This window comes from Neobacillus sp. Soil_C_43 (genome assembly GCF_057656715.1).
Genome location: NZ_JBDGJV010000003.1, coordinates 55,998 through 80,885, shown reverse-complemented (window position 1 = coordinate 80,885; position 24,888 = coordinate 55,998). Strand labels below are relative to the sequence as shown.

29 protein-coding genes, 1 pseudogene and 1 riboswitch are annotated in these 24,888 nt (G+C 36.9%); of the genes and pseudogenes, 29 read left to right on the top strand and 1 reads right to left on the bottom strand.

The window, feature by feature from the left end:
• Window positions 1-287: 287 nt before the first annotated feature.
• Window positions 288-404, top strand: a pseudogene (locus AC3A54_RS06720) (flagellin); the annotation flags it as partial.
• Between the two features lie 58 nt (window positions 405-462).
• Here AC3A54_RS06720 and AC3A54_RS06715 read toward each other — a convergent pair.
• A complete protein-coding gene (locus tag AC3A54_RS06715; protein ID WP_487653872.1) occupies window positions 463-1,392 on the bottom strand; it encodes an endonuclease in 930 nt (309 codons plus the stop codon).
• A gap of 165 nt (window positions 1,393-1,557) precedes the next feature.
• On the opposite strand from AC3A54_RS06715, the gene flaG reads away from it, so the two are divergent.
• The 28 genes from flaG (at window position 1,558) to flhF (ending at window position 24,888) form a co-directional block, all read left to right on the top strand.
• Window positions 1,558-1,920: a flagellar protein FlaG gene (flaG, locus tag AC3A54_RS06710; protein WP_487653871.1), complete on the top strand. Its 363-nt coding sequence runs from the start codon at window positions 1,558-1,560 to the stop codon at window positions 1,918-1,920.
• Window positions 1,921-1,936: 16 nt separating this feature from the next.
• On the top strand, window positions 1,937-2,512 hold the full coding sequence (locus AC3A54_RS06705) for a DUF6470 family protein (protein WP_487653870.1): 576 nt from the start codon (window positions 1,937-1,939) through the stop codon (window positions 2,510-2,512).
• A gap of 201 nt (window positions 2,513-2,713) precedes the next feature.
• Window positions 2,714-2,989, top strand: coding sequence for a flagellar biosynthesis anti-sigma factor FlgM (gene flgM, locus AC3A54_RS06700; protein ID WP_308079701.1), 276 nt, complete (start codon window positions 2,714-2,716; stop codon window positions 2,987-2,989).
• Window positions 2,990-3,000: 11 nt separating this feature from the next.
• A complete protein-coding gene (locus tag AC3A54_RS06695; RefSeq protein WP_487653869.1) occupies window positions 3,001-3,486 on the top strand; it encodes a flagellar protein FlgN in 486 nt (161 codons plus the stop codon).
• Window positions 3,487-3,512: 26 nt separating this feature from the next.
• Entirely contained in the window at window positions 3,513-4,958 is a 1,446-nt protein-coding gene (flgK, locus tag AC3A54_RS06690) for a flagellar hook-associated protein FlgK (protein WP_487653868.1), read from the top strand.
• Between the two features lie 10 nt (window positions 4,959-4,968).
• Window positions 4,969-5,859 (top strand): flagellar hook-associated protein FlgL, encoded by an 891-nt coding sequence (gene flgL, locus AC3A54_RS06685; protein ID WP_487653867.1) that lies wholly within the window; start codon window positions 4,969-4,971, stop codon window positions 5,857-5,859.
• Window positions 5,860-5,990: 131 nt separating this feature from the next.
• Window positions 5,991-6,617 carry a flagellar brake protein gene (locus tag AC3A54_RS06680; protein ID WP_335548698.1) on the top strand — a complete coding sequence of 209 codons (627 nt, stop codon included), beginning with the start codon at window positions 5,991-5,993 and terminating at the stop codon, window positions 6,615-6,617.
• A 521-nt stretch (window positions 6,618-7,138) separates the two neighbouring features.
• On the top strand, window positions 7,139-8,032 hold the full coding sequence (locus AC3A54_RS06675) for a hypothetical protein (protein WP_487653866.1): 894 nt from the start codon (window positions 7,139-7,141) through the stop codon (window positions 8,030-8,032).
• Window positions 8,033-8,379: 347 nt separating this feature from the next.
• Window positions 8,380-8,760, top strand: a complete 381-nt coding sequence (gene fliS / locus AC3A54_RS06670) for a flagellar export chaperone FliS (RefSeq protein WP_487653865.1) — start codon at window positions 8,380-8,382, stop codon at window positions 8,758-8,760.
• 14 nt (window positions 8,761-8,774) lie between these two features.
• On the top strand, window positions 8,775-9,122 hold the full coding sequence (fliT, locus tag AC3A54_RS06665) for a flagellar protein FliT (protein ID WP_487653864.1): 348 nt from the start codon (window positions 8,775-8,777) through the stop codon (window positions 9,120-9,122).
• A 199-nt stretch (window positions 9,123-9,321) separates the two neighbouring features.
• Window positions 9,322-9,407, top strand: a riboswitch (cyclic di-GMP riboswitch).
• A 150-nt stretch (window positions 9,408-9,557) separates the two neighbouring features.
• Window positions 9,558-9,872 (top strand): hypothetical protein, encoded by a 315-nt coding sequence (locus tag AC3A54_RS06660; protein ID WP_487653863.1) that lies wholly within the window; start codon window positions 9,558-9,560, stop codon window positions 9,870-9,872.
• A 133-nt stretch (window positions 9,873-10,005) separates the two neighbouring features.
• Window positions 10,006-10,674 (top strand): glucosaminidase domain-containing protein, encoded by a 669-nt coding sequence (locus tag AC3A54_RS06655; protein ID WP_487653862.1) that lies wholly within the window; start codon window positions 10,006-10,008, stop codon window positions 10,672-10,674.
• Between the two features lie 157 nt (window positions 10,675-10,831).
• Window positions 10,832-11,224 carry a flagellar basal body rod protein FlgB gene (gene flgB, locus AC3A54_RS06650; RefSeq protein WP_487653861.1) on the top strand — a complete coding sequence of 131 codons (393 nt, stop codon included), beginning with the start codon at window positions 10,832-10,834 and terminating at the stop codon, window positions 11,222-11,224.
• 5 nt (window positions 11,225-11,229) lie between these two features.
• Window positions 11,230-11,679 (top strand): flagellar basal body rod protein FlgC, encoded by a 450-nt coding sequence (flgC, locus tag AC3A54_RS06645; protein WP_487653860.1) that lies wholly within the window; start codon window positions 11,230-11,232, stop codon window positions 11,677-11,679.
• 12 nt (window positions 11,680-11,691) lie between these two features.
• Window positions 11,692-11,991 (top strand): flagellar hook-basal body complex protein FliE, encoded by a 300-nt coding sequence (gene fliE / locus AC3A54_RS06640; RefSeq protein WP_487653859.1) that lies wholly within the window; start codon window positions 11,692-11,694, stop codon window positions 11,989-11,991.
• A gap of 30 nt (window positions 11,992-12,021) precedes the next feature.
• Window positions 12,022-13,617, top strand: coding sequence for a flagellar basal-body MS-ring/collar protein FliF (gene fliF, locus AC3A54_RS06635; RefSeq protein WP_487653858.1), 1,596 nt, complete (start codon window positions 12,022-12,024; stop codon window positions 13,615-13,617).
• Between the two features lie 5 nt (window positions 13,618-13,622).
• Window positions 13,623-14,633, top strand: coding sequence for a flagellar motor switch protein FliG (fliG, locus tag AC3A54_RS06630; RefSeq protein WP_308079687.1), 1,011 nt, complete (start codon window positions 13,623-13,625; stop codon window positions 14,631-14,633).
• Window positions 14,620-15,438: a FliH/SctL family protein gene (locus AC3A54_RS06625; RefSeq protein ID WP_487653857.1), complete on the top strand. Its 819-nt coding sequence runs from the start codon at window positions 14,620-14,622 to the stop codon at window positions 15,436-15,438. Before fliG ends, AC3A54_RS06625 begins: the two co-directional genes overlap by 14 nt.
• On the top strand, window positions 15,425-16,744 hold the full coding sequence (gene fliI, locus AC3A54_RS06620) for a flagellar protein export ATPase FliI (RefSeq protein WP_487653856.1): 1,320 nt from the start codon (window positions 15,425-15,427) through the stop codon (window positions 16,742-16,744). The genes AC3A54_RS06625 and fliI overlap by 14 nt, the downstream gene beginning before the upstream one ends.
• The gene (gene fliJ, locus AC3A54_RS06615; RefSeq protein ID WP_430121570.1) at window positions 16,741-17,175 is read left to right on the top strand and encodes a flagellar export protein FliJ; all 435 of its coding nucleotides are present in this window, start codon (window positions 16,741-16,743) and stop codon (window positions 17,173-17,175) included. The genes fliI and fliJ overlap by 4 nt, the downstream gene beginning before the upstream one ends.
• A gap of 12 nt (window positions 17,176-17,187) precedes the next feature.
• Window positions 17,188-18,045, top strand: coding sequence for a MotE family protein (locus AC3A54_RS06610; protein ID WP_487653855.1), 858 nt, complete (start codon window positions 17,188-17,190; stop codon window positions 18,043-18,045).
• A gap of 26 nt (window positions 18,046-18,071) precedes the next feature.
• Window positions 18,072-18,638: a flagellar biosynthetic protein FliO gene (locus tag AC3A54_RS06605; protein WP_487653854.1), complete on the top strand. Its 567-nt coding sequence runs from the start codon at window positions 18,072-18,074 to the stop codon at window positions 18,636-18,638.
• A 5-nt stretch (window positions 18,639-18,643) separates the two neighbouring features.
• Window positions 18,644-19,390, top strand: coding sequence for a flagellar type III secretion system pore protein FliP (fliP, locus tag AC3A54_RS06600; protein ID WP_487653853.1), 747 nt, complete (start codon window positions 18,644-18,646; stop codon window positions 19,388-19,390).
• 17 nt (window positions 19,391-19,407) lie between these two features.
• The gene (gene fliQ / locus AC3A54_RS06595) at window positions 19,408-19,677 is read left to right on the top strand and encodes a flagellar biosynthesis protein FliQ (RefSeq protein ID WP_308079680.1); all 270 of its coding nucleotides are present in this window, start codon (window positions 19,408-19,410) and stop codon (window positions 19,675-19,677) included.
• On the top strand, window positions 19,678-20,457 hold the full coding sequence (gene fliR, locus AC3A54_RS06590; RefSeq protein WP_487653852.1) for a flagellar biosynthetic protein FliR: 780 nt from the start codon (window positions 19,678-19,680) through the stop codon (window positions 20,455-20,457).
• A gap of 2 nt (window positions 20,458-20,459) precedes the next feature.
• Window positions 20,460-21,554 (top strand): flagellar biosynthesis protein FlhB, encoded by a 1,095-nt coding sequence (flhB, locus tag AC3A54_RS06585; protein ID WP_487653851.1) that lies wholly within the window; start codon window positions 20,460-20,462, stop codon window positions 21,552-21,554.
• Window positions 21,551-23,584, top strand: a complete 2,034-nt coding sequence (flhA, locus tag AC3A54_RS06580) for a flagellar biosynthesis protein FlhA (protein WP_487653850.1) — start codon at window positions 21,551-21,553, stop codon at window positions 23,582-23,584. Before flhB ends, flhA begins: the two co-directional genes overlap by 4 nt.
• Entirely contained in the window at window positions 23,581-24,888 is a 1,308-nt protein-coding gene (gene flhF, locus AC3A54_RS06575; RefSeq protein ID WP_487653849.1) for a flagellar biosynthesis GTPase FlhF, read from the top strand. Before flhA ends, flhF begins: the two co-directional genes overlap by 4 nt.

Genomic DNA, 24,888 nt, shown 5'->3' with positions numbered 1-24,888 from the left:
GAATTGCTGGAAAACCCTTAGAGCTTTTCTTACCACAACGAAATTGGAAACGACAAGCGTGATGGTTTGATAAAAGAAAAGATTGGGCAATCAGCAGCCAAGCTCCTGTCTCGAAAGAGTGGAGAAGGTTCAACGACTAGGATAAACCATCTAAGGCGAAAGCTATGATGATGAAATCCATAGGTGAAACAATGGTCATCAGCATTGTGAATCCGAAGTGCCCGACCCCTACTAGAATACTTGAGGGTGAAGATATAGTCTGGTCATTTATGAAAGTAAATGTTCGCACGATGGCGAAAGAAATGATGAATCAAACTAAGAACTCTATTCTTTCTCAGGCAGCTCAAGCTATGCTGGCTCAAGCAAACCAAGCGCCTCAAGGAGTTCTTCAACTTCTTCGTTAATAGTATTAAAATCAGACTCCAGATTTATCTGGGGTCTTTTTTAAATTTTTTTGGGTTGTTAAGAATTTTCATCTAGCATGAAACAAATGGTTATAATTTGACTTTTTGTTAGTCCTGTTTGATTCTGAATTAATTCAATGAGGAAACTATATATTTCACCAATGATTATTTGAAAACCCTTGGTGTTTTGTTTCCTCTGAACTATTAAAATTATATCTTTATAAAAATTAATGTAGTTCTTTCTATCTACAATTATTTGGTGCAGTGTCTTAATATTGACTAGTTTTTTATGAATTTCGTTTGTTAGTTTTGTTAGTTCAATGTTATTTGGTAAATATATTGTTGTTCTTTTATTAGTAGGTTGTGGAATTCGGTGTGGAGTCTTTTTTCGTTTCATCGAAGAATGAATATAGGGTTCAACTAAATACATAAAGTAATAGATTTGTAATTGATCATATAAAATAAGGCGATTTTGAGAGTCTAAATTAAATTGAAGAGTAAATTTTTTCTCTAAGAGATCTATAAGTTGAAGATTTTCAGAAGGAGGAAAATTATCAGTAGAGAGGATAATCTTTTTGGGAATCGTTTCTTTGATAGTTAAATGCCCATCATCCTGGTACCACCAAGCTAATGCTACTTCATATAGGTATACTTCCAAAAATTGAAATGGTAAGATTTTTTTACGATTTTGATACCAAATTGACTCTAGCCATGTAATAATAGGTGCCGTACGAGATTGTACTTGATAATATTCCGTGTAGCCCTTTAAAACTCGACTATCTTTTACCTTTTTATAGTAAGGAGAAGTGAGGGGTAATGTATGCATTAATTTTTTATAACAATAAAAACACCAGTCTTTATCACTTGTAGTATGAATAAACTGAAAACGGGGATTGCGTCCCTTTTGTGTAGTAATGCATCCGTCCCCTAATAATTTTCCGGTTACCATATTTAGTTTTTCAATCATTTCGGAAGATAAGTTATACATAGAATCACCCCAAATAGATATAGAACCTATGTTCTGTTATAACGTATTCATAGTTTTTGACCTAATAATACCAAAACTAGTGTTAAATTTTCCAATTACTCTAAACATTCCCTTTTCCCATCCGATAATAGGATTAATAGAAACTGTACAAAAGGGGGACATGAAATGATAGATAAATTGTCCAATTCTACTAACCAATCAGTTGATTACACCGTTCCTAAAGTGGAGGGAACCGCCAAGATTAAAGAAGTATTGCCCGAGAAAAAAGAGCAACCTCAATCACCACCACAACAACAAGCACAGACAAAAGAAAAAACTGAAAAAGTCATCAACAGTATGAATGAATTTCTAAAGGCTTCCAATACTCATTTAAAATTCCAATTTCATGATGAGTTAAAAGAATACTATGTAACCTTGGTTGATGATACAACAAACGAAGTAGTCAAAGAAATTCCTTCTAAGAAACTCCTAGATATGTACGCAGCAATGACTGATTACCTCGGTCTCTTAGTTGATAAAAAAGTATAGGTAATGGTGAACTATCATGCAGTTTCCACAAATTAGACTACATCAAACCTATGCCCAGATTGGACTCCGCATAACACAGCCCGTCCAAGAGATTGAACAAAAGCCAGCTGATCAATCGATTAAACAGATTCCCGCCATGATGACTATAGAACGTAACCCGAGCCACCTTGATATTGATCAAGAGCAATTATGGAATGAGCTAAACTTTAAAAGTAATAGTGTATTTAGTGAAGATATGGCAGCGTTCGCAAAACAAGAAGCATTAGAAGCGGTAGCCGAAAAAGCACAAGAAGGCGATCAATTCGCGGCAATTGAAAAAAAAAATGATGCGATACAATCTGTTGTGTCTGCTAAAGCAAACCCAGGGCCAGCTGAATTTAATATTGGTTTTATCCCAAGTTACGGTTCTGTAAAAATTCACTTTACACCTACTGAGCTAACTATTGACTGGAAACAAGGCGGGGCAGAAATAGAAACGACTCAAAATAAGCCAATTCATAACTATACACCAGGGAAGACCGAAGTATACCTTCGTCAGATGCAGGACTTACAAATCGACTTTGTCGGTGGAAATGTGGATAGTAAATCATAAAAATGACCAGCAGCGGAAAGCAACCCTTTCGGCTGTTTTGAATTTTATGTTGTTAATAACATAATGAAATCAAAAGAATAATTTGATACAATTATATAGAATATGATCTTTTCGATAAAAGAAACAAAATTTATTACAATAACTAAACTTTTAAATAAATATACCGATAAGAATTAATAAAGGAATAGGAGGGAACTACAAATGAGAATTAATGATACGAAAGTTGGTTTTTATTCCTACCAAAATCAATCGAATCGTTCAAATACAAATAACACCACTAAAAAGACATCTACTTCTGCAGACGTTAGCATTTCATCACGCGGCCGTGAAATCTCTCAAGCCATGATGTCTGAACAAGCACAACGTCAACAGCGCATTCAGGAATTGAAACAACAAATTGCTGACGGAACCTACAAAGTAGACAGCAGCAAAATTGCTGAAAAAATGACTGCGTTTTGGAAAAATACATCTATCTAGGAGACAAGTAAATGGAACCCCTGAACACAATTATTCAAACCTTAGAAACAATGGTCGAAGCACATACACGATTACTAGACCTGGCCAAAGGGAAAAGAAGCTTGCTGGTGGAAGGTAATATTCAGGGTCTTCAAAGTCAAATTCATCGTGAAGCCATGTGCGTAGATGAAATTCAAAAACTAGAACAAATTAGAAAACTTAAAGTGCAAGAATATATGGTTCAGAAGGGCATCAATAGTGTTTCCTATACCTTAGAAGAATTAACAAATATACAACAAGATAACACTTATAAGGCTAAACTAACAAATGCCGCAAAACAATTGCGCAGGTTAATTCAGGAAATTTCTCAGATCAATGAGAATAACCAACAATTAATCCAAACTTCTCTATCATTTATACAATATTCTATTGGAATGTTTGCTAGGAAAGAACCGGCTATTGGCTACGGTCCAAATGCTAAAAATCGCTATACTAGCATGTTGGATGCTAAGATTTAGAGTTTTATTTTTTAGGAGGATTTGTCATGACATCAACCTTTCATGGGATCGAATTAGGGAAAAGAGGACTTGCGGCACAACAAACTGCCCTTTCTACCACTGGTCATAATATTGCGAATGCAAACACTACAGGGTATACACGTCAACGGGCAGAAATGATCGCAACTAAGCCAGTTTCCATCCCAGGTATGCAAATCCAGTTAGGGACCGGTGTAGAAGTAGATAAGCTTGTTCGCTTACGTGAGGATTATTTGGACGTGCAGCTGCGTGGCGAGAATAAGAGTTTGGGTTACTGGGAAGCAAAAAGTGATACTCTTACCAAAGTGGAAGAGCTATTAAACGAGCCATCTGACGATGGTTTAGCTCATACAATGGATGAATTTTGGAAGGGCTGGGAAGAACTGTCGAAGAATCCAGACAGTGCTGCCGCCCGTGCCGTTGTAAGCCAAAAAGGGGTAGCAGTAACCGAGACTCTTAGACATATTTCCGAGTCGTTAAATCAAATTCAGGATGATCTTAAATTAGTTATTAAAACGAAAACGGATTCAGTTAATTCGTTAGCAGCACAAATTGGAAACCTCAATGATCAAATTGGTCGGCTTGTTCCAAATGAATATCAGCCGAATGATCTATATGATCAACGGGATGTTTTAATTGATCAGCTATCTAAGCTAGTTGATGTAAAGGTTTCCCCTCCGAATAAAGATACAGGTGTAGTTGACATCTCTGTCGGTGGCGTTTTACTTGTTTCAGGAAAAACAGCTAACACACTTACGGTTGATACTTCAAGCGGGGTTGTGGATCCAGCTAATATAAAAATCGGTAATACTCAAGTAACCTTAACTTCCGGTGAATTATTAGGAAGAATTGAGTCGTTTGGAATTTTAGGAGGGGGAGTAAAATCCACTATACCTACGATTCAGGAGAAAATGAATAATTTAGCGATGACATTTGTCAATGCCGTTAATACCGTTCATGAAAAAGGGATGAATTTGGATAATATTAACGGAACTTCTACCAATAAAGTGCCGTTTTTTATTGGAACGAGTATGAATGATATTGCCGTTAATCCTGACATTTTGAAATCTCCTAGTTTGATAGCTGCAGCTAAGGAGGAATCATCCGGCCAATCATCAACAGGAAATGGTAAAAATGCGCAAGACATTGCTAATATTAAATTTACTGCTCTTGGTTTTCCTGGAATCAACTCTACGGCAGATGATTATTACCGGAATATTATCGGTCAGCTAGGTATTGACTCACAGGAAGCTCAGAGAATGCAAAGCAACTCAGAAGTGATTATTCAACAAGTAGAGAACCGCCGCCAGTCTGTATCTGGTGTATCGTTGGATGAAGAAATGGCGAACATGATTAAGTTTCAGCAGGCATACAATGCTTCAGCAAGGATGGTAACAGTAGTGGACCAATGTCTAGATAAAATCATTAACGGCATGGGCCGTGTAGGCTTGTAGGAGGGATAATATGACCTTGCGTGTCACTCAAAATATATTGAATCAGAATTTGTTGTTTAATTTACAGCGAACCAATAAGACGATGGACCAATTACAAGAACAGGTATCATCAGGCAGAAAGATCAATAAACCCTCTGATAATCCAGTAACAGCAGTACGAGGCATGTTTTATCGTTCATCATTAAACGAAATTGATCAGTATAAAAGAAATGCAGATGATGGACTTTCCTGGATGACTTCAACGGACGAAGCACTTGATGAATCCACCTCTGTACTTCAACGGGTAAGAGAGCTTACAATACAAGGTAAGAACGGAACGAATAGTGAAACCGACCGGAATGCTATTGCTGAAGAAATCAGCCAATTAAAAGAGCATCTAGGGGAGATTTCAAACTCTCAGATAGCTGGAAAATATATTTTTGCAGGTACCGATGTAAAAACTCCTCCATATAGCAGTGCTACAAAAGAGTTTACAAATGCTAACAATGAAAAACTAGAATTAGTGGTGGGGCAAAATAACACAGTGCAAATCAATGTGAAGGGCATAGATGTATTTAACAACGATGGAGCTGGCGGGATCTTTAAAGTACTTTCAGATATTGAAACTGATTTTCGTTCTCCCAATCCAGGATCAACAGACCATTTAGCACAATTAGACGGCCAAATGGACAACCTTCTCAGACATCGGTCTGAATTAGGGGCACGAATGAACCGGATGGAATTAAGTATCTCACGAATAGACGGGCTTGAGGTATCTACTACACGGTTATTATCGGGTGAAGAGGATGTTGATATGGCAGAAGTTATCACCAATCTAAAAGCCCAAGAGAATGTGCAGCGGGCTGCATTATCTGTTGGTGCTCGTATTATCCAACCCTCTTTAGTAGATTTCTTACGTTAATCATATGGGGCAGCGCAATTTTTTTGTGATTGCCCTTTTTTTATACAATTTTATCCTTAACTTTTTTTTCCAATATCCGATAAAATATAAATAAGACATAATTTAATTGAACAGATTATCAGGAGGACTCTATGTATCCAAAAGTGAACCAAAACATAATGATCGATATACTAACCCATGAACTATCCTGTAAGTCAAATATTGCCGAGATTGGAGAAAAAGAGATTCTCATTAGTATTCCACTTGATAGAGAAATAATTGGTCTGTTATCTATAGGGACAAAATTAGAAATATCTTATATTATTGGTGAAAATAAATTTGAATTTAGGACTGAAATTATTGGCAGAACTAGAGATACCATCCCACTGCTCCGCCTAGCGAAGCCGAATGAAAATGAGATTATCAAAATCCAACATAGAGAAAATGTACGAGTGAATTCAAATTTACGTTTATTGATTGACGGGAGTGAACTACATACCATCAATATTAGTGCTGGCGGAGTACTATTTTCATGTAAACTAGATTCTCAATTTCATGAGGGTGAAGAAATTGCTGGTACCTTATTCGTTCCAGATTTACGGAGTAAGGAACTAGTACAAGTCCCAATTCAAGGAAAAGTAATTCGAAGTAGTTTGATGAGAGAGATCGAAAGAAGATATGTAGCTCTAGAATTCACTTCAATCAAACGACCTGATCAAATGAAAATTATCCAGCATTGTTTTGAAAAACAAAGACAAATCCGCTTAAAGGAACGATAATATTTGTTTATAAAAAGGCTGCTTTAAAGAATAATGTTGATTTGTATACCCTGTTGATTGGAGCGGAAGGCACGAAGACTCCTGTGGGAGTACGGTTCAGGGGAGACCCCGCAGGCGGAAACGCCGAGGAGGCTCCCCGAAACGCCCACGGAAAGCGAAGTGACTGGAGCGGAAATCAATAGTCAATTTTACACAGCCTATAAAAAAAGCCTTCTTCATTTAAAAAGAGAGGCTTTTTTGTTGTTTTCTACTAAAAAAGCCTCTATTAATATTTAAATAAGTTGTTTACAGATAATTACAAATTTTATATAATTAACATGTTCATGTAAATACTAGTAATAGATTTTTTTGATTGAACGACACCCATAAAAAATTCATAAGATCGAATACATATAGTAAGAGAATGATAACGAAAGTGCGTTTGAAATGACAAATGATTTTGATGCTTGTATTATTGTTGTTTAAGATTATTGCTTTTGTACCAATCGTTCATTTCTAATAATCATGTAGGAGGTATTCTTATGAGTTTAAAATCCGCACTATCTGAGCTGAAAGAGGCATTTGCGAATCAGGAATTAGGACAATCAGAAGAGTCTTTCATTCATGACTTGGAGAATAAAAACAATTTGACTTCTGGATCATTAGTTTATTATTTTAACAATTTGATGATGTTTAATATGAATGAAAATAATCAAAATAATTTGGATTCAAAAAAGACGAATCGTAAATGGACCAAAAATGAAATTACCTTTATGTTTCAATATATTAAAGACCGGCAAGAAGAGGGTGCACTGAATATTACGGAGATATTAGAGGAGGCAGCACAACTGCTGAACCGAGGCTATCAATCTGTAAACTATAAATATTATTCCACATTAAAGTCGAATGAAAAAGAGTCAAAATTAAATCAAAATGCCCTTCAATTTACAACGATTAACGAAAATAACGTACCGGTAATCTCAATTGAAGCAATTAACGAGGTACCTACAGTTCCTCAAGCTACCTATCAAAATACTGAACAGAATACTGATTTGCTAGATATTTTGTCAGGGCTTATTACGAACGTACAACAACTTCCCGGTCTAAACCTAAATGAAATGTTGAGAGGGTTATACCAATTAACCAATATGGCACTTCAAAACCAGGAAGCTGTTCAACAAGTTGAGACAATGAAATCGACAATCAATCATGAAAAAGAAGCCCTTAAGGAAAAGCTAGTTAAGAGGGAACAGCAACTAAGACAAGAGAAAAAACGAAATGACGAATTACAGTTAGAAGTTTCTAAGCTTGCTAGAGAAATTACTGCATTTAATAAATTGGGGGATGCAGCTAAAATTCAAAACCTCAAATCGTATAATCAAAGACTTAACTATCTTATTGATGGGTTTGGAATTGTTCTCCAGGTCGGCAGCTAAGCAAATAAAAAAAAGATACTCCATTTTGAATTGGACTATCTTTTTTTTATTTGGCTGTGTTAAAGAACAGTGTTGATTTATACACCCTGTTGATTGAAGCGGAAGGCACGAAGACTCCTGTGGGAGTATGGTTCAGGGGAGACCCCGCAAGCGCTTTTTTGGCCGAGGAGGCTCGCCGAAACACCCACGGACCGCTTGTGCCTTAAGCGGAAATCAACAGGCAAGTTTAACAGACCCTTTTATTTATATTTTTTGTTATGTTTTTTTTCAAAGAACTTAACTATTACATAGTTTATCCGATAATCTTTTATAGACGAAAATGTGTGAATGAAAAAGGAGAAATAATTATGGGTCTAAATAATCCTTATCAAACTTATCAAAAACAAGCTGTCACAACTTCAAGACCAGAAGATCTTACCTTCTTGTTATATCAAGGAGTAGTCAAATTTATTCGATTATCTAAATCAGCTCTAAAAAATAACAACTTTGAAGATAGCAATAACTATAATTTAAGAGCACAGGATATTTTAAGTGAATTAATGATAACCTTAAAAAAAGAATATAGTGTAGCGGAACAATTACTTACTATGTATGATTATATGAAATCCCGGTTAATCGAAGCGAATCTTAATAAGAATTCGGAAATACTAGATGAAGTTGAAGGATTCGCTGTCGAATTATCGGATACCTGGTCAACTGCAATGAAACAAGCCAAAATAAAAAGCTAAGGTCTGAGATAAAAATGGAAGAAATACTAAAAAGTATTTATGAAGTAACACTAGAGATGTGCAGTTCCTTAAAAGAAGAAAATTATGAGGAATTTGAAAAACTACTTAATGACAGACAGGCATTAATGAGTAGAGTGGATGCGCAAAAAAACCACGAAAAGAATTATGTATATACTTCAAATGAGCAGCAATTGTTAAAAGACACTTACTTGTTAGATCAACAAATGGCACCTCTATTAGATGAAAATCTCAAAGAAACAAAAAACCTTATTAATCAGCAAAAGAAGCAAAAACTTGTCTCTCAACAATATAGGACTTATAGTAAGCAAACAAATGGAATTTTTTTAGATTCTAAAAGGTAAAAAAGTCATAGATCGAGTCATAAAAATTTGAATAAATGACAATTTATGACATGATTCTTAATAAATCTACGTAATATTCTATAATTTAGGACTAAATACCCAGTAGATTCGACAAAAATGGGAAAATGGTCGGATATTCGATATTGTTAAAACATTCTATTATTTGATTAGAGATTATTTAGATACTAAAAACATTGAATCTCGATCAAGGCAAAACTGATGAAAATCAGTGGCGCAAAGCTAAAGGGGCTAAGGAGAAAATCACTATGCCAGCCAGCTGCCAAAAGATAGGGTGTTTTACCTAGGTATAAAATGTCTACAAAGGTATAGGACTTCTATACCCAACTGAAAGATATTTTTGTCTGTTAACCCCCCTTCAAAAAGGCGGGGTTATTTTTATATTCTTTAACATTCAGTTAAGGAGAGGAAAAAAGAATGTTCCTGCAACAAATTAAAACAGACGAACGTGCTAATAGTAAGATTTTAAATTTAATGGAATTTAAAAAGAAGAAACCATTTTTCAAGCATCCAATTAAAATAACGCTTGGATACCCAATCAATCGGTCCTACTTTATTGTGAAAAATGTAGTTTATATGGGGAAACAAATTCTGGCAATGAAACAAGAACATGATACCAATACGATTGTCCTAGTTGAAGGGAAAATTGAAAATGGTCAGCTAACATGCATTTCAATGCTTACGGAAGAATGTTTAGGTGATGTAAGCAAGATTTTAGAAGGTGCAATTTAATGCAATCGTATTTAAAATGTTGTCAAGTTTGACACATACTTGTGCGTGACCACGGATGCATTAATCGTAGTCACGCTTCTTTTTCGCTATGGACTTAGCAGAATATAAAAATGAAGAAGAAAGGAGCTTTCCATTGAAAATAGGTGATGATTGGTTTACCAAAACTATGTTAACTAGTACATTGTCCCGTAATGAAAAATTAACTTCACAAATGGGGACGACTAATTCTGAATTTGCAAACCTTTTTACATCGGTTTTAAATGAAATGATGAATGGCGATGCACCATCTTCCATCCAACCCACGTTTCCTTCCTTTATAGAAAACATGACCTTTACCAATGAAAATTCAAATATGGGAATGGATTCGTTTGCGGCTAACTCAGGAGAATCTTTACGATTTCAATCCATAAGTGCTGAAAAAATTAATCAAGGGCTTGGCGGAAAATTGCAAGGGATGGGACAAACATTTATTCAAGCTGGACAAAGATATAATGTTGATCCAGCATTATTGGCAGCGATTGCTCAACATGAAACGGGTAATGGAACATCAAAAGCAGCCAATGTTAAAAATAACATCGCTGGAATGATGGGGAAAAATGGGTTAAGATCCTATTCCTCTATTGAAGAAAGCATTATGGATATGGCTCGAAATATAAGTAAGAATTATCTTGGAATGGGGCTAACAAGCATAACTAAAATTGCTGGAAAATATGCCCCTGTTGGTGCAGAGAATGACCCTACTAATCTGAATAATCATTGGGTTACAGGCGTGAGTAAGTTTTTTGGCCAGTTAAAAGCTTGATATTCAAATAATGTTCCTATAACACACTTTTACTATGTAAAAAAAGTGTAGATTTAAATACCTTTTTTATAGTATATTGATGATTGAATGTTAATAATTTTGTTGATATTTATCGAAAAATGTCAAAGTTTTATAGGTGGAAAGGAGGAGGAGAAAGTTGACTAATATTAACCTCCTACAAAAGGCATTAGATGCTTCTAGTTTACGCCAACAGGTGATTTCTAATAATATATCAAATGCTGAAACACCTGGATATAAAGCCAAACAAGTAGTTTTTGAGGATATATTGAAAAAACACTTAACTAATCAAACAAATTTTGAAGGAAATCGTTCCGATGCCCGCCATTTGGTCATTGGAAGACCATCCATTATTCCTTCACCAAGCGTTGTTGAGAATACGAACACCGTCATGCAAAACAGCGGGAACAACGTAGATATTGATGAAGAAATGACTCGCATGGGAAAAAATTCACTCTGGTATTATACACTTACGGAACAAATTAACAGTGAATTTCAACAATTATCAATAGCGATTAAAGGAAGGAGTTAAAGAACATGTTCGATTCGTTAAATATTAGTGCATCTGCCTTGACCGCACAACGTCTACGAATGGATGTTGTCTCTTCCAATATTGCGAATGCAGAATCGACAAGAGGAACTTTTGTAAATGGAAAATGGGAACCCTACCGACGAAAAATGGTGATGATGGAACCAAGAGAGAAATCATTTAATCAAGTTTTACAAGGGGCAATGGAAAAACAATCACAATCCCAACTCCAAGGAGTTAGAGTTTCAGGCATAGTTAATGAAAAGACACCATTCAAAATGGTTTTTGACCCATCAAATCCTGATGCGAATGCGGATGGCTATGTCATGATGCCAAATGTTGACCTTTCAAAGGAAATGATAGATTTATTGGCTGCCTCAAGAGCATATGAAGCGAATGTCACTTCATTTAATACTGGAAAATCAATGATGTTAAAGGCTTTAGAAATAGGCCGTTAGGGGGAAACATAAATGAACGTTTCTGGTATAAATAGTGGACTAATCAAAATTAATCAAAATCCTATTCAAAATGTGGAATCAAGTTCGACTCCAAACACGTTTTCGGGCGTACTTAAAGGGTACCTGGAAAACGTCGATACAACAGTAAAGCAAGCCTCTGATTTAACCGTCAAAGCTGCGGCAGGGGAAATTGATAATATACATGATGTAACCATTGCATCACAAAAGGCGAAGGTTGCTTTAGAACTAACCGTTACTATTAGGGACAAGGCAGTAGAGGCTTACCAAGAAATGATGCGGATGCAATTTTAAAGAATGATAGAAAGCTAGGCAGGGTGAGAAATGAATCGATCATGGATAGATCAACTTAAACATACAGGAGAGCTATTTGGCAGTTGGTGGAACTCCAAAAGTTCAAAACAAAAAGGACTCATCATAGGGACATTTTTATTTCTTTTAGTTGCCCTTTCTACCTTTATCTTCTTTGCGTCACGACCTCAATATGTACCATTATACACAGGTCAATTATCCCAAAGGGAAGTTGGAGACATAAAAGCAGAATTGGACAAGGAAGGCTACACAGAGTATAAACTTTCCGACACGGGAACAAGTATAGAAGTGCCAAAAAAAGATGCACCAGATCTATTAGTTAGTCTTGCCTCTCAAGGGTATCCAAAAGACAACAAAATTAACTACGATATTTTTGGTCAAAATCTTTCTTTTGGAGCAACTGACAGACAGTACGATATTCTTGAACGTGAAGCGATGCAAAATCAAGTAGCTGAAGTGATTAAACATGTGGCTGGAATTAAAAATGCGGAGGTCATTGTGACCTTACCTGAAAATTCAGTGTTCATTCAACAAGGAGATGAACAAAAAGCAAGTGCTTCAGTAATGGTAGAAGTGGAACCGGGTGAAAAACTAAGTTCCCAACAAATAAAGGCTTTATATACGCTAGTTTCCCGCAGTGTCCCTAACTTGCCGGTAGAAAACATCACTATTATGAATCAGTATAGCGAGACATTGGCACTGGCGGATCCTGAAGATGATGACCAAGCTTTGGATAAATATGATGAACAACGCAAGGTGCAGCAAGATGTTGAACGGGATATTCAGCAAGATCTTCATAGTTTATTAGGTAACATACTTGGAACGGATAAAGTATTCGTTCACACGTTTGTAAAGATGAATTTTGATAAAGTCAAAACAGAAGAAAAATTAGTTAAGCCTACCGATGATAATAATAACGGAATTGCAATCAGTTCAGAAAAAACCTCCAAGTCTTACAATGGAACGGGTTCAAATCCTGGCGGGGTAGTTGGAACAGGTGAAACCGATGTTCCTGGTTATGTTGGGACTAATTCAGGTGGCGATAGCAATTATGAAGAGTCTGAAAATAGGGTCAATTATGAGGTTAATAGAATCAATAACGAAATCATAAAAAGTCCGTATCAAATAGAGGATATTACTATCAATGTTGGTGTAGAGCCGGATTCTGCTAAAGCCAATACATTATCAAAAGCCACACAAGATAATATCAGAAATATTGTGGCTAATACGGTACGTACGGCACTGGGGCATCCAAATTTAAGCCAAAAAGAAATTGATCAGCGGATCACTGTTTTTCCTCATTCATTTGCAAAGAATACTGCTGTGGAAAGTGCATCTGCACAAAATTGGCTGTTAATCGGCGCTTCAGTTGCTGGAGGACTCCTATTACTTGGAGGACTAACATGGATGTTATTACGTAGAAGAAAACAGAAACAAGAGGAAATGGAAGAAGAACTTGATTTATCTACATCAGGACCAGTTAAAGAAGCGGATTATTTTGCTGAGCAGGATATGAGTGTGGAAAGTCAATTGAAAAAGCTGCTTGAGCAAAGACCGGAAGATTTTTCAAAAGTTATTAGAACATGGATACATGAAGAGGAGGTTTAAGTCCCATGGCTACAGCACTAAAGTTGACTGGAAAACAAAAAGCAGCGATATTGCTTATTGCGATGGGCAAGGAGGGCTCTGCCAAGGTATTTAAGCATTTACCTGAGGAAGAGATTGATCAGTTAACCCTCGCGATTGCTAATATTCAGAAGGTGGACCAGAAAGAAAAAGAAGAAGTGTTGAAGGAATTTCATGAAATGTGTATAGCACAAGACTTCCTGCAAATGGGTGGTATTAGCTATGCGCAAGATGTATTAGAGTCGGCATTAGGTAAAGATCGTGCACAGGAGATTATTTATCGTCTAACGACACAATTACAAGTGAAACCCTTTGATTTTGCTCGTCGTGTGGACGCCATGCAAATATATCATTTTCTTCAAAATGAGCATCCGCAGACAATTGCATTGGTATTAGCCCATTTGGAGCCGCAGCAATCTTCAATGATTCTTTCTTCTTTACCTGAAGAATTACAATCGGATGTTGCAAGGAGAATAGCGGTATTAGAACAAACTTCTCCTGAAGTAATTAAGGAAGTAGAAAATATTCTTGAACAAAAGCTGGCATCGACGATTCGTCATGACTTTACTGTGGTCGGTGGAATTGAGTCCATTGTCAGCATCCTTAATGGTGTTGATCGTACAACTGAGAAGACCATTCTTGAACAGCTTGAATCGAAGGACCCTGAACTTGTGGATGAAATCAAAAAACGGATGTTTGTATTCGAGGATATCATTACATTGGATAAGCGTGCAATTCAGCGCGTCATCCAAGAGGTGGAAAATCAGGATTTACTTCTTGCCTTGAAAGCCTCAAGTGCAGAAGTCAAAAAAGTTATTTTCGAGAACATGTCACAACGTATGGTCGAAACGTTCGAAGAAGAAATGCAGTACCTTGGACCGGTTAGAGTTAAGGATGTGGAGGAAGCACAAGGAAGAATTGTTTCTATCATCCGCCGTTTAGAGGATTCCGGTGAAGTTGTTATAGCTCGAGGTGGTTCGGATGATGTCTTATTCTAAGGTGTTTAAGTCTTCCAATCTATCGGTACTTGAAGAAAAAAAAGTAATTTCTCAACCACGGATAGTTATTAATCGTAACGACCAAGAGACACCGCATCAAGAAACTAATGATGCGGTGAATAGTGTTTATCTGCAACAAATAATTCAAGCGGCTGAAGCAGAAGCACAAACCATTGTAGAAAATGCAGAGAAAAATGCGCGATTACTAGAATCAGCAACAGAAGAAAAAATAAGCCAATGGTGGGATGAAAATCATCAGAAACTTGAGGATTTATCTATTGAAGCGAAACAAAAAGGTTATCAGGAAGGTTACACCACTGGAAAACAAGAAGCTGAGTTTGAAGTTTTAAGAGAATATCAAGGGAAAATGGAACAGGTTCAAAACTTGTTGGAACAAGCATACGAACAAAAGGCAGCCATTATTTCAGAGGCAGAACCATTTTTGCTTGAGCTAAGTACTGTGATTGCTACACATATTATTAAGTCAGAATTAACTAGTAATCCAAATCAGTTTGTTGAGTTAATCAAACAACATATCCTTCGTTTTAAAGAAAAAGAATTTATTACCGTTTGTGTTCATCCTGATGACTTTGATTTTATCCAATCGCAACGAGCTCACCTTGTCGCTGTTGTAAATGGTGAAACTGAAATCAAAATTATTCCGGACCATTCCGTTTCTATCAAGGGGTGTATTATTCGAACCGCATATGGCAGTGTAGATGCACGTATTGATACACAAATTGAAGAGATTAAAAAGGTCATTCTAGAAGCGAGAAGGGAGCCGGAAAGTAGTGTTATCAGTTGAAAACTATGCCAAGCTTATTCGAAGTGTGGATCCGGTAAGAGTGAATGGTAAAATAACTCAAATCATCGGACTTACCATTGAATCACAAGGTCCTGATGTAAGAATTGGTGAATTGTGCTCCATCTATCCAACAAATTCACAAATTCCTATTCAAGCTGAGGTCGTCGGTATTAGGGAAAATAAGGTGCTTCTCATGCCTCTTGGTGAAGTTCGGTCTATTGGACCAGGCTGTGACGTTGTCGCTAGCGGGAAACAGATGATGGTGAAAGCAGGTCGCCAGCTGCTGGGAAGAATTCTAGATGGTCTCGGCCAGCCCATTGATGGCAAACCACTTCCATTAGGACTAGAGGAAGTACCTACTCATGCAATACCACCCAATCCACTAGCTAGGCCTCGTATTCATTCACCACTAGGGGTAGGAGTACGGACAATCGATGGCTTACTCACAATGGGCAAAGGACAGAGAATGGGTATTTTTGCTGGAAGTGGTGTAGGTAAAAGTACACTGCTAGGAATGATTTCAAGAAATACGACAGCTGATGTTAACGTTATTGCCTTAATTGGAGAGAGAGGGCGGGAAGTTCTCGATTTTATAGAGCAAAACCTAGGTGAAGAAGGATTGAAAAAATCGGTTGTTATTGTAGCTACATCCGATCAGCCCGCACTTATTCGAATAAAAGGCGCACTAACAGCTACCTCTATTGCAGAATATTTCCGTGATCAAGGAATGAACGTGATGCTTGTGATGGATTCTGTTACTCGGTTTGCCATGGCTCAAAGAGAAATTGGCTTAGCCATTGGAGAACCGCCGACGACTAAAGGGTATACTCCCTCAGTATTTGCCATGCTACCACAGCTTTTAGAACGAGCTGGAACTGGTCCAAAGGGATCTATTTCAGCTATTTATACGGTTTTGGTAGATGGGGATGACATGAACGAACCAATTGCTGATGCAGTGAGAGGGATTTTAGATGGTCATATTGTTTTAAATCGCGCAATTGGTGCAAAAGGAATTTTTCCTGCAATTGATGTGTTAAACAGTGTTAGCCGTGTGATGACTGAAATAACCTCGGACGAACACCAACACGCTGCCCGTAATTTTAAAAATCTATTAGCTTCCTATAATCAGGCAGAAGATTTAATTAATATCGGAGCATATAAAAAAGGATCAAACCGTGAGATTGATTTGGCGATGCGTTTAAAGCCACAAATGGATCATTTTTTACGTCAAGATATCTATGAAACTTCTAACTTAGAGGATTCGGAATCCTTCTTAACTTCACAATTTGGAGCGATCATGCGATGAAATTTAATTTTTCCTTTCAGAAAGTGCTTGATTTTAAAGAAAATGAGAAAGAAATTGCACATCAGGAATATGGTACTGTAAAACTTCAACAAACCCAAATTGAGGAACAAATTGAAGGATTAGAAATGGTAAAGGATGAAATTTTTAATCAATATAACCAAGTCCATCGCAAAACAGTGTGGGAGATATTAGAAGTCCAACAAGAAATTGAACATGTAAATCTTAAGATGAAACAGCTGGAAAATCAATCACAGATTATTCATAAGAAAGTGGAAGAAAAACACCAATTGCTAATCGAAAAATCACAAGAAGCAAAAATGTGGAACCAGTGGAAAGCGAAGTCCAAGGAAGCTTTTCAAAAGCAAATGGATCGAAAAGAGCAAGCCATGTTAGATGAAATGGCCATCCTTCGATACTCACGAAGGATATGAGGAGAGAAACAAATGGAAGAGAAACACCGTTCAAAACTAGCAAATATTTTTTACATTGGTATCATTCCGTTACTGTTTACTGTTATCTTAGTAGCCTTTTTGTTGAATTTTATGGGTTTTCCAGTTGTAAAAACCTTTCAGGAATGGGGAAATGCACTTCCATTGGTTAATCAACTGATCGATGATCCTCCTTCTGCTGAAGCGCAAAAGCCCGATAATGCAGATGAATGGAAAAATAAGTACTTAAAAAGTCAATCAGATGTAAAAGAGTTAGATCAAAAACTATCAAAATTAAAAAAGGAACTTAGCTCTAATCAAAATGCATTAGGGGAATTAAAACAAGAGAATGCAGATTTACAAAATCAATTAAAGGAAAAAAAATCTCAACAGTCTCAAGAGGAAATGAAGCAAGTAGCTGGTATTTACACCAATATGTCTGCATCAAAAGCAGCTGCTATTTTTGAAGCTATGCCTTTGGAAGATGCTGCACTAACAATTAGGATGCTGGATCAAGAACATCAAAGTAGCATTATCGGAGGAATAAAGGACCCGAAAAAGGCTGCAGAAATAACGATGTTGCTCAAAGAAATTGCTTCAATTAGTGAGACTGAGTCCTTAACTTTTGAACAGCAAGTACATGAACTTGCATTACAACATGAGAATCCGACAGAAACTTTATCAGAGACAATTGCAGGAATGCCGCCTGCTCAATCGGCAGTTATTATTCAATCCATGATGGGCACCAATTCTATTGTGGCAATGGATATTATGAAAAAAATCAGCACTAGCAGCCGTGCTCAAATTTTAACCGAAATTGCAAAAATCGATGCGAAATTAGCGGCACAAATTACTGGCGAATTAAACAAGTAGAAATAACTCCAAGGAAGGAGAAAATCATGAAACGCACCATGTTGTTTTTTGTTATGTTTTTTTATCTATTTTCTTTTCAATCCACAAGTTTTGCCGCTGGTTCATCATCAAGCGGCGAGCCTTCCGTCTATGATTCTATCCAAAAAGGGGATAAAAAAACATCTCCTTCAACGGGAAAAGTTGAGGATAGTCAATCACCTTCTTTATTCCCCTTACTTATAAAATTTATAATCTCGTTTATTTTGGTTATAGGACTTTTATTTCTATTATTACGATTCTTATCAAAACGAGGGCGCTTACTGCAAACCAATGGACCTGTACTACCTATAGGCGGACACAGCCTGGGTAATAACCGTTCCATGCAGATCCTGCTTATTGGCCAAACCATATATGTCGTGGGTGTTGGCGAAGATGTTACACTGATTCGTACCATCTCTCAAGGAGAAGAGTATCAGCACCTTCTCGAAAGCTATGAAAACCAAGCTGCAGAAAGTAATACACCGATATGGTTTCCTAAGGATTCTAAAAAAGTCTGGGATACTGTTTTTCGCAAACATTTACAAAAGATGCATCAAGAAAACAGAGAGGAGTAGGAACAATGAAACGAAAAATAGCTATTCTTGTTCCGCTCCTATTACTCGGATTTATTTCGGTAGCTCATGCGGCTAGTCCAGCTGGGAACATTATTCCTGGAATTGATTTAGGTTCAAGTGAACCAGATAAAGTTTCTAATACAATGCGTATCATTATGTTAATTACGGTACTGTCTATCGCACCGGCTATCCTAGTTTTAATGACAAGCTTTACTCGTATTATTGTAGTATTTGGATTTGTTCGAAATGCTCTAGGAACTCAGCAAATACCACCAAACCAAGTGTTAATTGGTTTATCGTTATTTATGACATTTTTTATAATGGGACCGACTTTTTCAGAAATAAACCATAACGCTCTACAGCCTTATTTAGCTGGTAAAATGACACAGCAGGAAGCATTCAAATCCGCTAGTGATCCGTTAAAGGAATTCATGGCAAAACATACACGTGAAAAGGATTTAGCACTTTTCATGGATTATGCCAAGATGAAAAAACCGGATCAAATTAGTGATATACCACTAACAGCACTCGTGCCTGCATACGCAATAAGTGAATTGAAAACGGCTTTTCAAATGGGATTTATGATTTTTATCCCTTTCTTAGTCATCGATATGATTGTTTCAAGTGTCTTGATGTCAATGGGGATGATGATGCTCCCGCCAGTAATGATTTCACTGCCCTTTAAGATACTATTATTTATTTTAGTTGATGGATGGCATCTAATTGTCAAATCATTGCTCGTGAGTTTTTAAAAAAGGGAGTGTAATAAATGTCTACCGAACTAATTTTACGAATTGCTCAGGAAGCAATATATACGATTCTCATTGTAATCGCTCCAGTGGCAGGTATTGCTTTAATAGTTGGCTTACTCGTGAGTATTTTTCAAGCTACCACTCAAATACAGGAGCAGACGCTTGCATTCGTTCCGAAAATCGTGGCAGTGTTCCTATCAATCTTATTTTTCGGACCGTGGATGCTGCGTCACGTTGTAGATTTTACACAAAGTTTATTAGGAAATCTTTCTCAATTTGTGGGGTAAATGATGGTTATGGATGCTTCTTCTTTGTGGACCTTTTTACTAATTTTTGTACGCATCACGACATTTATGGTCACAGCTCCATTATTTTCAGGACGACAAATACCAACACATTACAAGATTGGTTTTAGTGTATTCCTAAGTATACTCTGCGTTGGAATCGTAAATGAACCTATTGATTCATTGCCTGAATCAAAGATTGTCATGTTAATACTCAAAGAGTTTATGGTTGGTATAGTACTAGGATTGGTGGGGAATATTCTCCTATATGCAGTACAAATGGCCGGATCAATAATGGATGTATTAATCGGTTTTTCAATGGCCAGCCTTTTTGATCCTACGTTTGGGACAAATTCTCAACTAACAGGACGTATGCAGAATGCTCTTGCTTTATTAGTTTTATTAACGACGAATGGACACCATCTATTGATACAAGGGGTTTTAGCAAGTTTTGATTGGATTTCACTGCAATCTACAGTGCCAGCATTCACCGATGGCAAACTCGCATCCTTTATCTTGGATTGTCTTCAACAAATGTTTTTGATCGGATTTATGATGGCAGCGCCTATAATAGGTACATTGTTTGTCGTGGATGTAGCATTAGGAATTATTGCAAGAACGGTGCCACAAATGAACTTGTTTGCGGTGTTTCCACCTATGAAAATATTAATACACTTTTTTATCTATATATTCATTTTACCTAGCTTCTTCTATTTATTAAAAATACTATTCGAAAACATGTTTGGTTCTATGTCTGAAATCATTAAAATAATGGGGGTGTAAGGATGCTTCTTCGTTTAGATTTGCAATTATTTTCTGGTGAAAAAACGGAAAAAGCCACACCGCAAAAGCGGAGGGAGACGAGAAAAAAAGGGCAGGTCGCGAAGAGTCCAGAAGTTTCTTCAGCCCTTACACTGCTACTTAGTTTCGGCTTTTTCATGATTGCTGGTAAAAGTTTTATTGAAGGATGTTTAAACATCTACCGGCATAGTTTCCAAGAATATTTACTTTGGAATCTTTCAAATTCAAGCTCTCAGCTTTTATTTAACCAGCTTCTGTGGGATGTTACAAAATTAGTAGGACCCTTTCTTGCTATTGTCCTTGTTGCAGGTGTTCTTGCCAACTATATTCAGGTAGGGTTCATGTTTAATCTTGAGTCGATTAAAATGAATTTCGGAAAGCTTAACCCTCTACAAGGTGCAAAGCAAATTTTTTCTATGCGCTCGGTTGTAGAATTAATAAAATCAATTTTAAAAATCGTTATTACCTCGGTGATTGTATTTTTAATGATTTGGAATCAAAAAAATGAATTATTTTCTATTGGTGAAAAAAGTCTTTTTGATTCTGCAAGGTTTATAGGCTCATTGACGATAAAAATTGGGATGACAATAGGAATCTGTTTGGTAGCTTTGGCAGCGGCTGACTATTTCTATCAATGGTTTTCCCATGAAAAGAAAATCCGGATGTCAAAACAAGATATAAAAGATGAACATAAAAAAATGGAAGGCGATCCTTTGATTAAAGGAAAGAGGAGAGCCAGACAGCAGCAATTGGCCATGAATCGAATGATGGCAGAGCTTCCAAAGGCGGATGTGGTCATTACCAATCCAACGCATTTTGCCGTTGCTATTCGGTATGAGTTTAATACGATGGTGGCTCCCGAAGTCATTGCCAAAGGTAAAGATCATATTGCACTAAAAATAAAAGAAATTGCTAAGCAAAATAAAATAATGACAATAGAAAATAAACCATTGGCTCGTGCTCTTTTTGCTGCAGTGGAAATAGGGCAGCCAATACCAGAAGAATTGTTTAATGCGGTAGGGGAGATTTTAGCGTATGTATACTATCAAGAAGGTCGGCATAAGGGGATGATGGCATGAAAATAAAAGAGTTTTCCGTATTCATTGTTGTCATTTTGATTGTCACAATGATGATCATTCCACTACCAACGTTACTATTGGATTTTCTATTAATCTTCAACATCTGTGTTTCTTTGATGATTTTATTAGTAGCCATGAATACAAAAGAACCACTGGATTTTTCAATTTTTCCAACGGCACTATTAATAACAACATTATTTCGGTTAGCGCTTAACGTGTCTACTACCCGTTCCATTCTATCAAAGGCGGATGGCGGAAAAGTAATTGAGACATTTGGTTCCTTTGTAATTGGGGGAAGTCCAGTTATCGGTTTTATCGTCTTTTTAATACTGGTTGTTATTCAATTTATTGTTATCACCAAGGGTTCGGAAAGGGTAGCAGAAGTAGCTGCTCGTTTTACATTGGACGCGATGCCTGGGAAACAAATGAGTATTGACGCCGATATGAATGCCGGATTGATCAGTGAACAAGATGCTCGTGCACGACGTAGGAAAATAGAGATGGAAGCAGATTTCTATGGAGCAATGGACGGTGCAAGTAAATTTGTAAAAGGGGATGCGATAGCAGGTATTATTATCCTGTTAATCAATGTTATTGGTGGTTTTATTATCGGTATGTCCATTCATGGTATGGGCTTTGCTGAAGCTGCCAGTACGTTTACTCTTTTATCTGTAGGGGATGGATTAGTTAGCCAGGTGCCTGCGTTGCTGATTTCTACTGCGACAGGAATCACCGTTACCCGTGCGGCTACAGATGGCAGTCTAGGTACGGATATAATGCAGCAGATTTTTAACTATCCTAAGCTGCTATATATTGTTGCAGTAACAATATTTTTGCTTGGATTATTAACACCAATTGGACTTCTCTTAACACTTCCTGTGGCTGGAATTCTAGCTTATGGCGCGTATTCCATACAAAAAACTGTCAAGAAGGAAGAGCAACTTAATGAGCAAGTGGAAATGGAAGCGGCAGAGGATGATATAAGCAATCCAGAGAAAGTGATTAGTTTGCTTCAGCTGGACACTCTTGAACTGGAGATTGGTTATGGGTTAATTCCATTGGCTGATCAAAAACAAGGGGGAGACATTCTTGACCGCATTGTCATGATTCGAAGACAATTTGCACTTGAATTAGGATTGGTCATCCCTACGATTCGGATTCGGGACAATCTACAGTTAACACCAAACCAATATGTCTTAAAGTTTCGTGGTAACCGAATTGCGGAAGGTGAAGTATACCTGGATCATTTTCTAGCTATGAATCAAGGCGGAGAAGGAGAAGAATTAGATGGTATTCAGGTGATTGAACCAGCATTCGGTCTCCCTGCGACTTGGATAAGTATGGAAGCCAAACAAATGGCAGAACTCATGGGATATATGATTGTTGATCCTCCTTCAGTCATTGCTACTCATTTAACAGAAGTTTTGAAGCAGTATGCTTATCAGTTACTTCGTAGAGAAGAGACGAAAGAATTAATTGAGAACTTAAAAGGAACACACCCTAATTTGGTTGAAGAACTGGTTCCTGGTTTACTGTCAGTAGGCGATATCCAAAAGGTACTACAAAATCTTCTTCGTGAGCAGATATCTATTCGTGACTTGGCTTCTATTTTTGAAACATTAGCTGACTATGCTGTATATACGAAGGAACCAAGAGTATTAACAGAATATGTACGCCAATCCTTAACACGCCAGATTACAGAGCAATTTTCAGAAGGCGGCGTGATTAATGTTTTAACTGCTGGAGCCACATTAGAAAAAGGTATATCTGATTCTATTCAGCAAACAGAAGCTGGGGGTTATTACCTTTCTATGGATCCACAAACATCTAGAAGAATTACAGAAGTTTTGCAAGAACAAATTGAGCGGGTGGTTAAAGCTGGAGGTCTTCCGATCTTTCTAACTTCACCAAATATTCGCATGTATTTAAAACAATTTGTTGATAAAATCATGCCTACTGTACCTGTTCTTGCGTATACGGAGCTGGAACCTAATGTTGAGATCCAAAGTATAGGAGTGGTCAATATATGAAAACCAAGAAAATCGTGGCAGACTCTATGCCCCTTGCTTTAAAAATGGTGCGCCAGCAATTAGGTGAGAACGCAATAATTGTTAATACTAGGACCATCCAAAAAGGTGGCGTTTTCGGTCTTTTTTCTAAGCAAAAATATGAAGTGACTGCTTATGCCATGGAAAAGAAAAGCCCTAGTTCAGAGCCGAAATTCGCTCTGGAATTAAAGGATAAAACAGAAAAACCACTCTTAAATATAAACAATATCGAAAATGAATCTGAGGAGCAAGAAGAGACTATATCAGGCTTTCATAGGAATCCTCAAGGGTTATATAATTATTATTCAAAAAAACCAGTTGGAACAGAAAAACCTATTCCGTCTACAACCACCACCAAGTCTCAAGAAGGTGATAAAAAAGTATCTGTGTTATCAAAGGCAATGGAAGAGCAAAATCCTTTACTCGATGAGTTACAACAGATGAAAAAAATGATGATGACCTTCATGATGAATGGCAAACAAGATGAGGGACTACCGCCTAATCTGAATAATTGGGTCACACGTTTGAAAAAGCAAGGTGTGGATGATGAAGTTGTAGGGGACCTAGTGAATCGTATTCTATTGAAATATGAGTCAAAGGCTGATTTGGCGGATGACATTATTGAAACTGAGTTTTTCGCAATGATTACTGGAATTATTGAAAAGAAACTACCTGTTTCAAATATAGTTCATGAGAAAACGCGCATGATCAATGTCATTGGGCCTACAGGTGTAGGAAAAACGACATCAATTGCAAAACTTGCAACTGAACAGGTGTTAAAGCAAAAGCGCAGAGTGGCAATGATTACTACGGATGTCTATCGGATTGCTGCAGTTGAACAATTAAAAACCTATGCTGGAATCCTAAATGTACCTGTTGAAGTGGTTCGTACTGCGGATGAATTAGGATCAGCACTTAAAAAGTTGGAACATTATGATTTAATTTATATGGATACAACTGGACGCAACTATAAAGAAGTGGAATACCGTGAATCTATTAATCAATTCTTAAATCATCCTTTGGAAAGTGATAATTATTTAGTATTAAGTATGACTACGAAGTTTGAGGATATGGAAATATTGTTAGATGAGTTTTTAGAAAGCCCAATAAAAAAATTGATCCTTACTAAATTTGATGAAACGAGCAGTTATGGTTCGATTCTTAATATTGCCTATAAATATCCATATCAATTAGCATACATCACAAATGGACAAAGTGTTCCTGAAGATATTACGAACATCGATGCGACTTTGCTTGCGAAATCCTTATTAGGAAGGGAACTTTAA

Excerpts from the sequence above, each read along its gene's own strand:
- fliJ (WP_430121570.1), top strand. The coding sequence starts at position 16,741 with ATGAAATTTAATTTTTCCTTTCAGAAAGTGCTTGATTTTAAAGAAAAT.
- flhF (WP_487653849.1), top strand. The coding sequence starts at position 23,581 with ATGAAAACCAAGAAAATCGTGGCAGACTCTATGCCCCTTGCTTTAAAA.
- AC3A54_RS06680 (WP_335548698.1), top strand. The coding sequence starts at position 5,991 with ATGTATCCAAAAGTGAACCAAAACATAATGATCGATATACTAACCCAT.
- AC3A54_RS06660 (WP_487653863.1), top strand. The coding sequence starts at position 9,558 with ATGTTCCTGCAACAAATTAAAACAGACGAACGTGCTAATAGTAAGATT.
- AC3A54_RS06695 (WP_487653869.1), top strand. The coding sequence starts at position 3,001 with ATGGAACCCCTGAACACAATTATTCAAACCTTAGAAACAATGGTCGAA.
- AC3A54_RS06675 (WP_487653866.1), top strand. The coding sequence starts at position 7,139 with ATGAGTTTAAAATCCGCACTATCTGAGCTGAAAGAGGCATTTGCGAAT.
- fliF (WP_487653858.1), top strand. The coding sequence starts at position 12,022 with ATGAATCGATCATGGATAGATCAACTTAAACATACAGGAGAGCTATTT.
- flgK (WP_487653868.1), top strand. The coding sequence starts at position 3,513 with ATGACATCAACCTTTCATGGGATCGAATTAGGGAAAAGAGGACTTGCG.
- AC3A54_RS06705 (WP_487653870.1), top strand. The coding sequence starts at position 1,937 with ATGCAGTTTCCACAAATTAGACTACATCAAACCTATGCCCAGATTGGA.
- flgL (WP_487653867.1), top strand. The coding sequence starts at position 4,969 with ATGACCTTGCGTGTCACTCAAAATATATTGAATCAGAATTTGTTGTTT.
- fliG (WP_308079687.1), top strand. The coding sequence starts at position 13,623 with ATGGCTACAGCACTAAAGTTGACTGGAAAACAAAAAGCAGCGATATTG.
- flaG (WP_487653871.1), top strand. The coding sequence starts at position 1,558 with ATGATAGATAAATTGTCCAATTCTACTAACCAATCAGTTGATTACACC.
- flgC (WP_487653860.1), top strand. The coding sequence starts at position 11,230 with ATGTTCGATTCGTTAAATATTAGTGCATCTGCCTTGACCGCACAACGT.
- fliE (WP_487653859.1), top strand. The coding sequence starts at position 11,692 with ATGAACGTTTCTGGTATAAATAGTGGACTAATCAAAATTAATCAAAAT.
- flgM (WP_308079701.1), top strand. The coding sequence starts at position 2,714 with ATGAGAATTAATGATACGAAAGTTGGTTTTTATTCCTACCAAAATCAA.
- flhB (WP_487653851.1), top strand. The coding sequence starts at position 20,460 with ATGCTTCTTCGTTTAGATTTGCAATTATTTTCTGGTGAAAAAACGGAA.
- AC3A54_RS06605 (WP_487653854.1), top strand. The coding sequence starts at position 18,072 with ATGAAACGCACCATGTTGTTTTTTGTTATGTTTTTTTATCTATTTTCT.
- fliR (WP_487653852.1), top strand. The coding sequence starts at position 19,678 with ATGATGGTTATGGATGCTTCTTCTTTGTGGACCTTTTTACTAATTTTT.
- flhA (WP_487653850.1), top strand. The coding sequence starts at position 21,551 with ATGAAAATAAAAGAGTTTTCCGTATTCATTGTTGTCATTTTGATTGTC.
- fliQ (WP_308079680.1), top strand. The coding sequence starts at position 19,408 with ATGTCTACCGAACTAATTTTACGAATTGCTCAGGAAGCAATATATACG.
- AC3A54_RS06715 (WP_487653872.1), bottom strand. The coding sequence starts at position 1,392 with ATGTATAACTTATCTTCCGAAATGATTGAAAAACTAAATATGGTAACC.
- AC3A54_RS06610 (WP_487653855.1), top strand. The coding sequence starts at position 17,188 with ATGGAAGAGAAACACCGTTCAAAACTAGCAAATATTTTTTACATTGGT.
- fliT (WP_487653864.1), top strand. The coding sequence starts at position 8,775 with ATGGAAGAAATACTAAAAAGTATTTATGAAGTAACACTAGAGATGTGC.
- fliP (WP_487653853.1), top strand. The coding sequence starts at position 18,644 with ATGAAACGAAAAATAGCTATTCTTGTTCCGCTCCTATTACTCGGATTT.
- fliS (WP_487653865.1), top strand. The coding sequence starts at position 8,380 with ATGGGTCTAAATAATCCTTATCAAACTTATCAAAAACAAGCTGTCACA.
- AC3A54_RS06625 (WP_487653857.1), top strand. The coding sequence starts at position 14,620 with ATGTCTTATTCTAAGGTGTTTAAGTCTTCCAATCTATCGGTACTTGAA.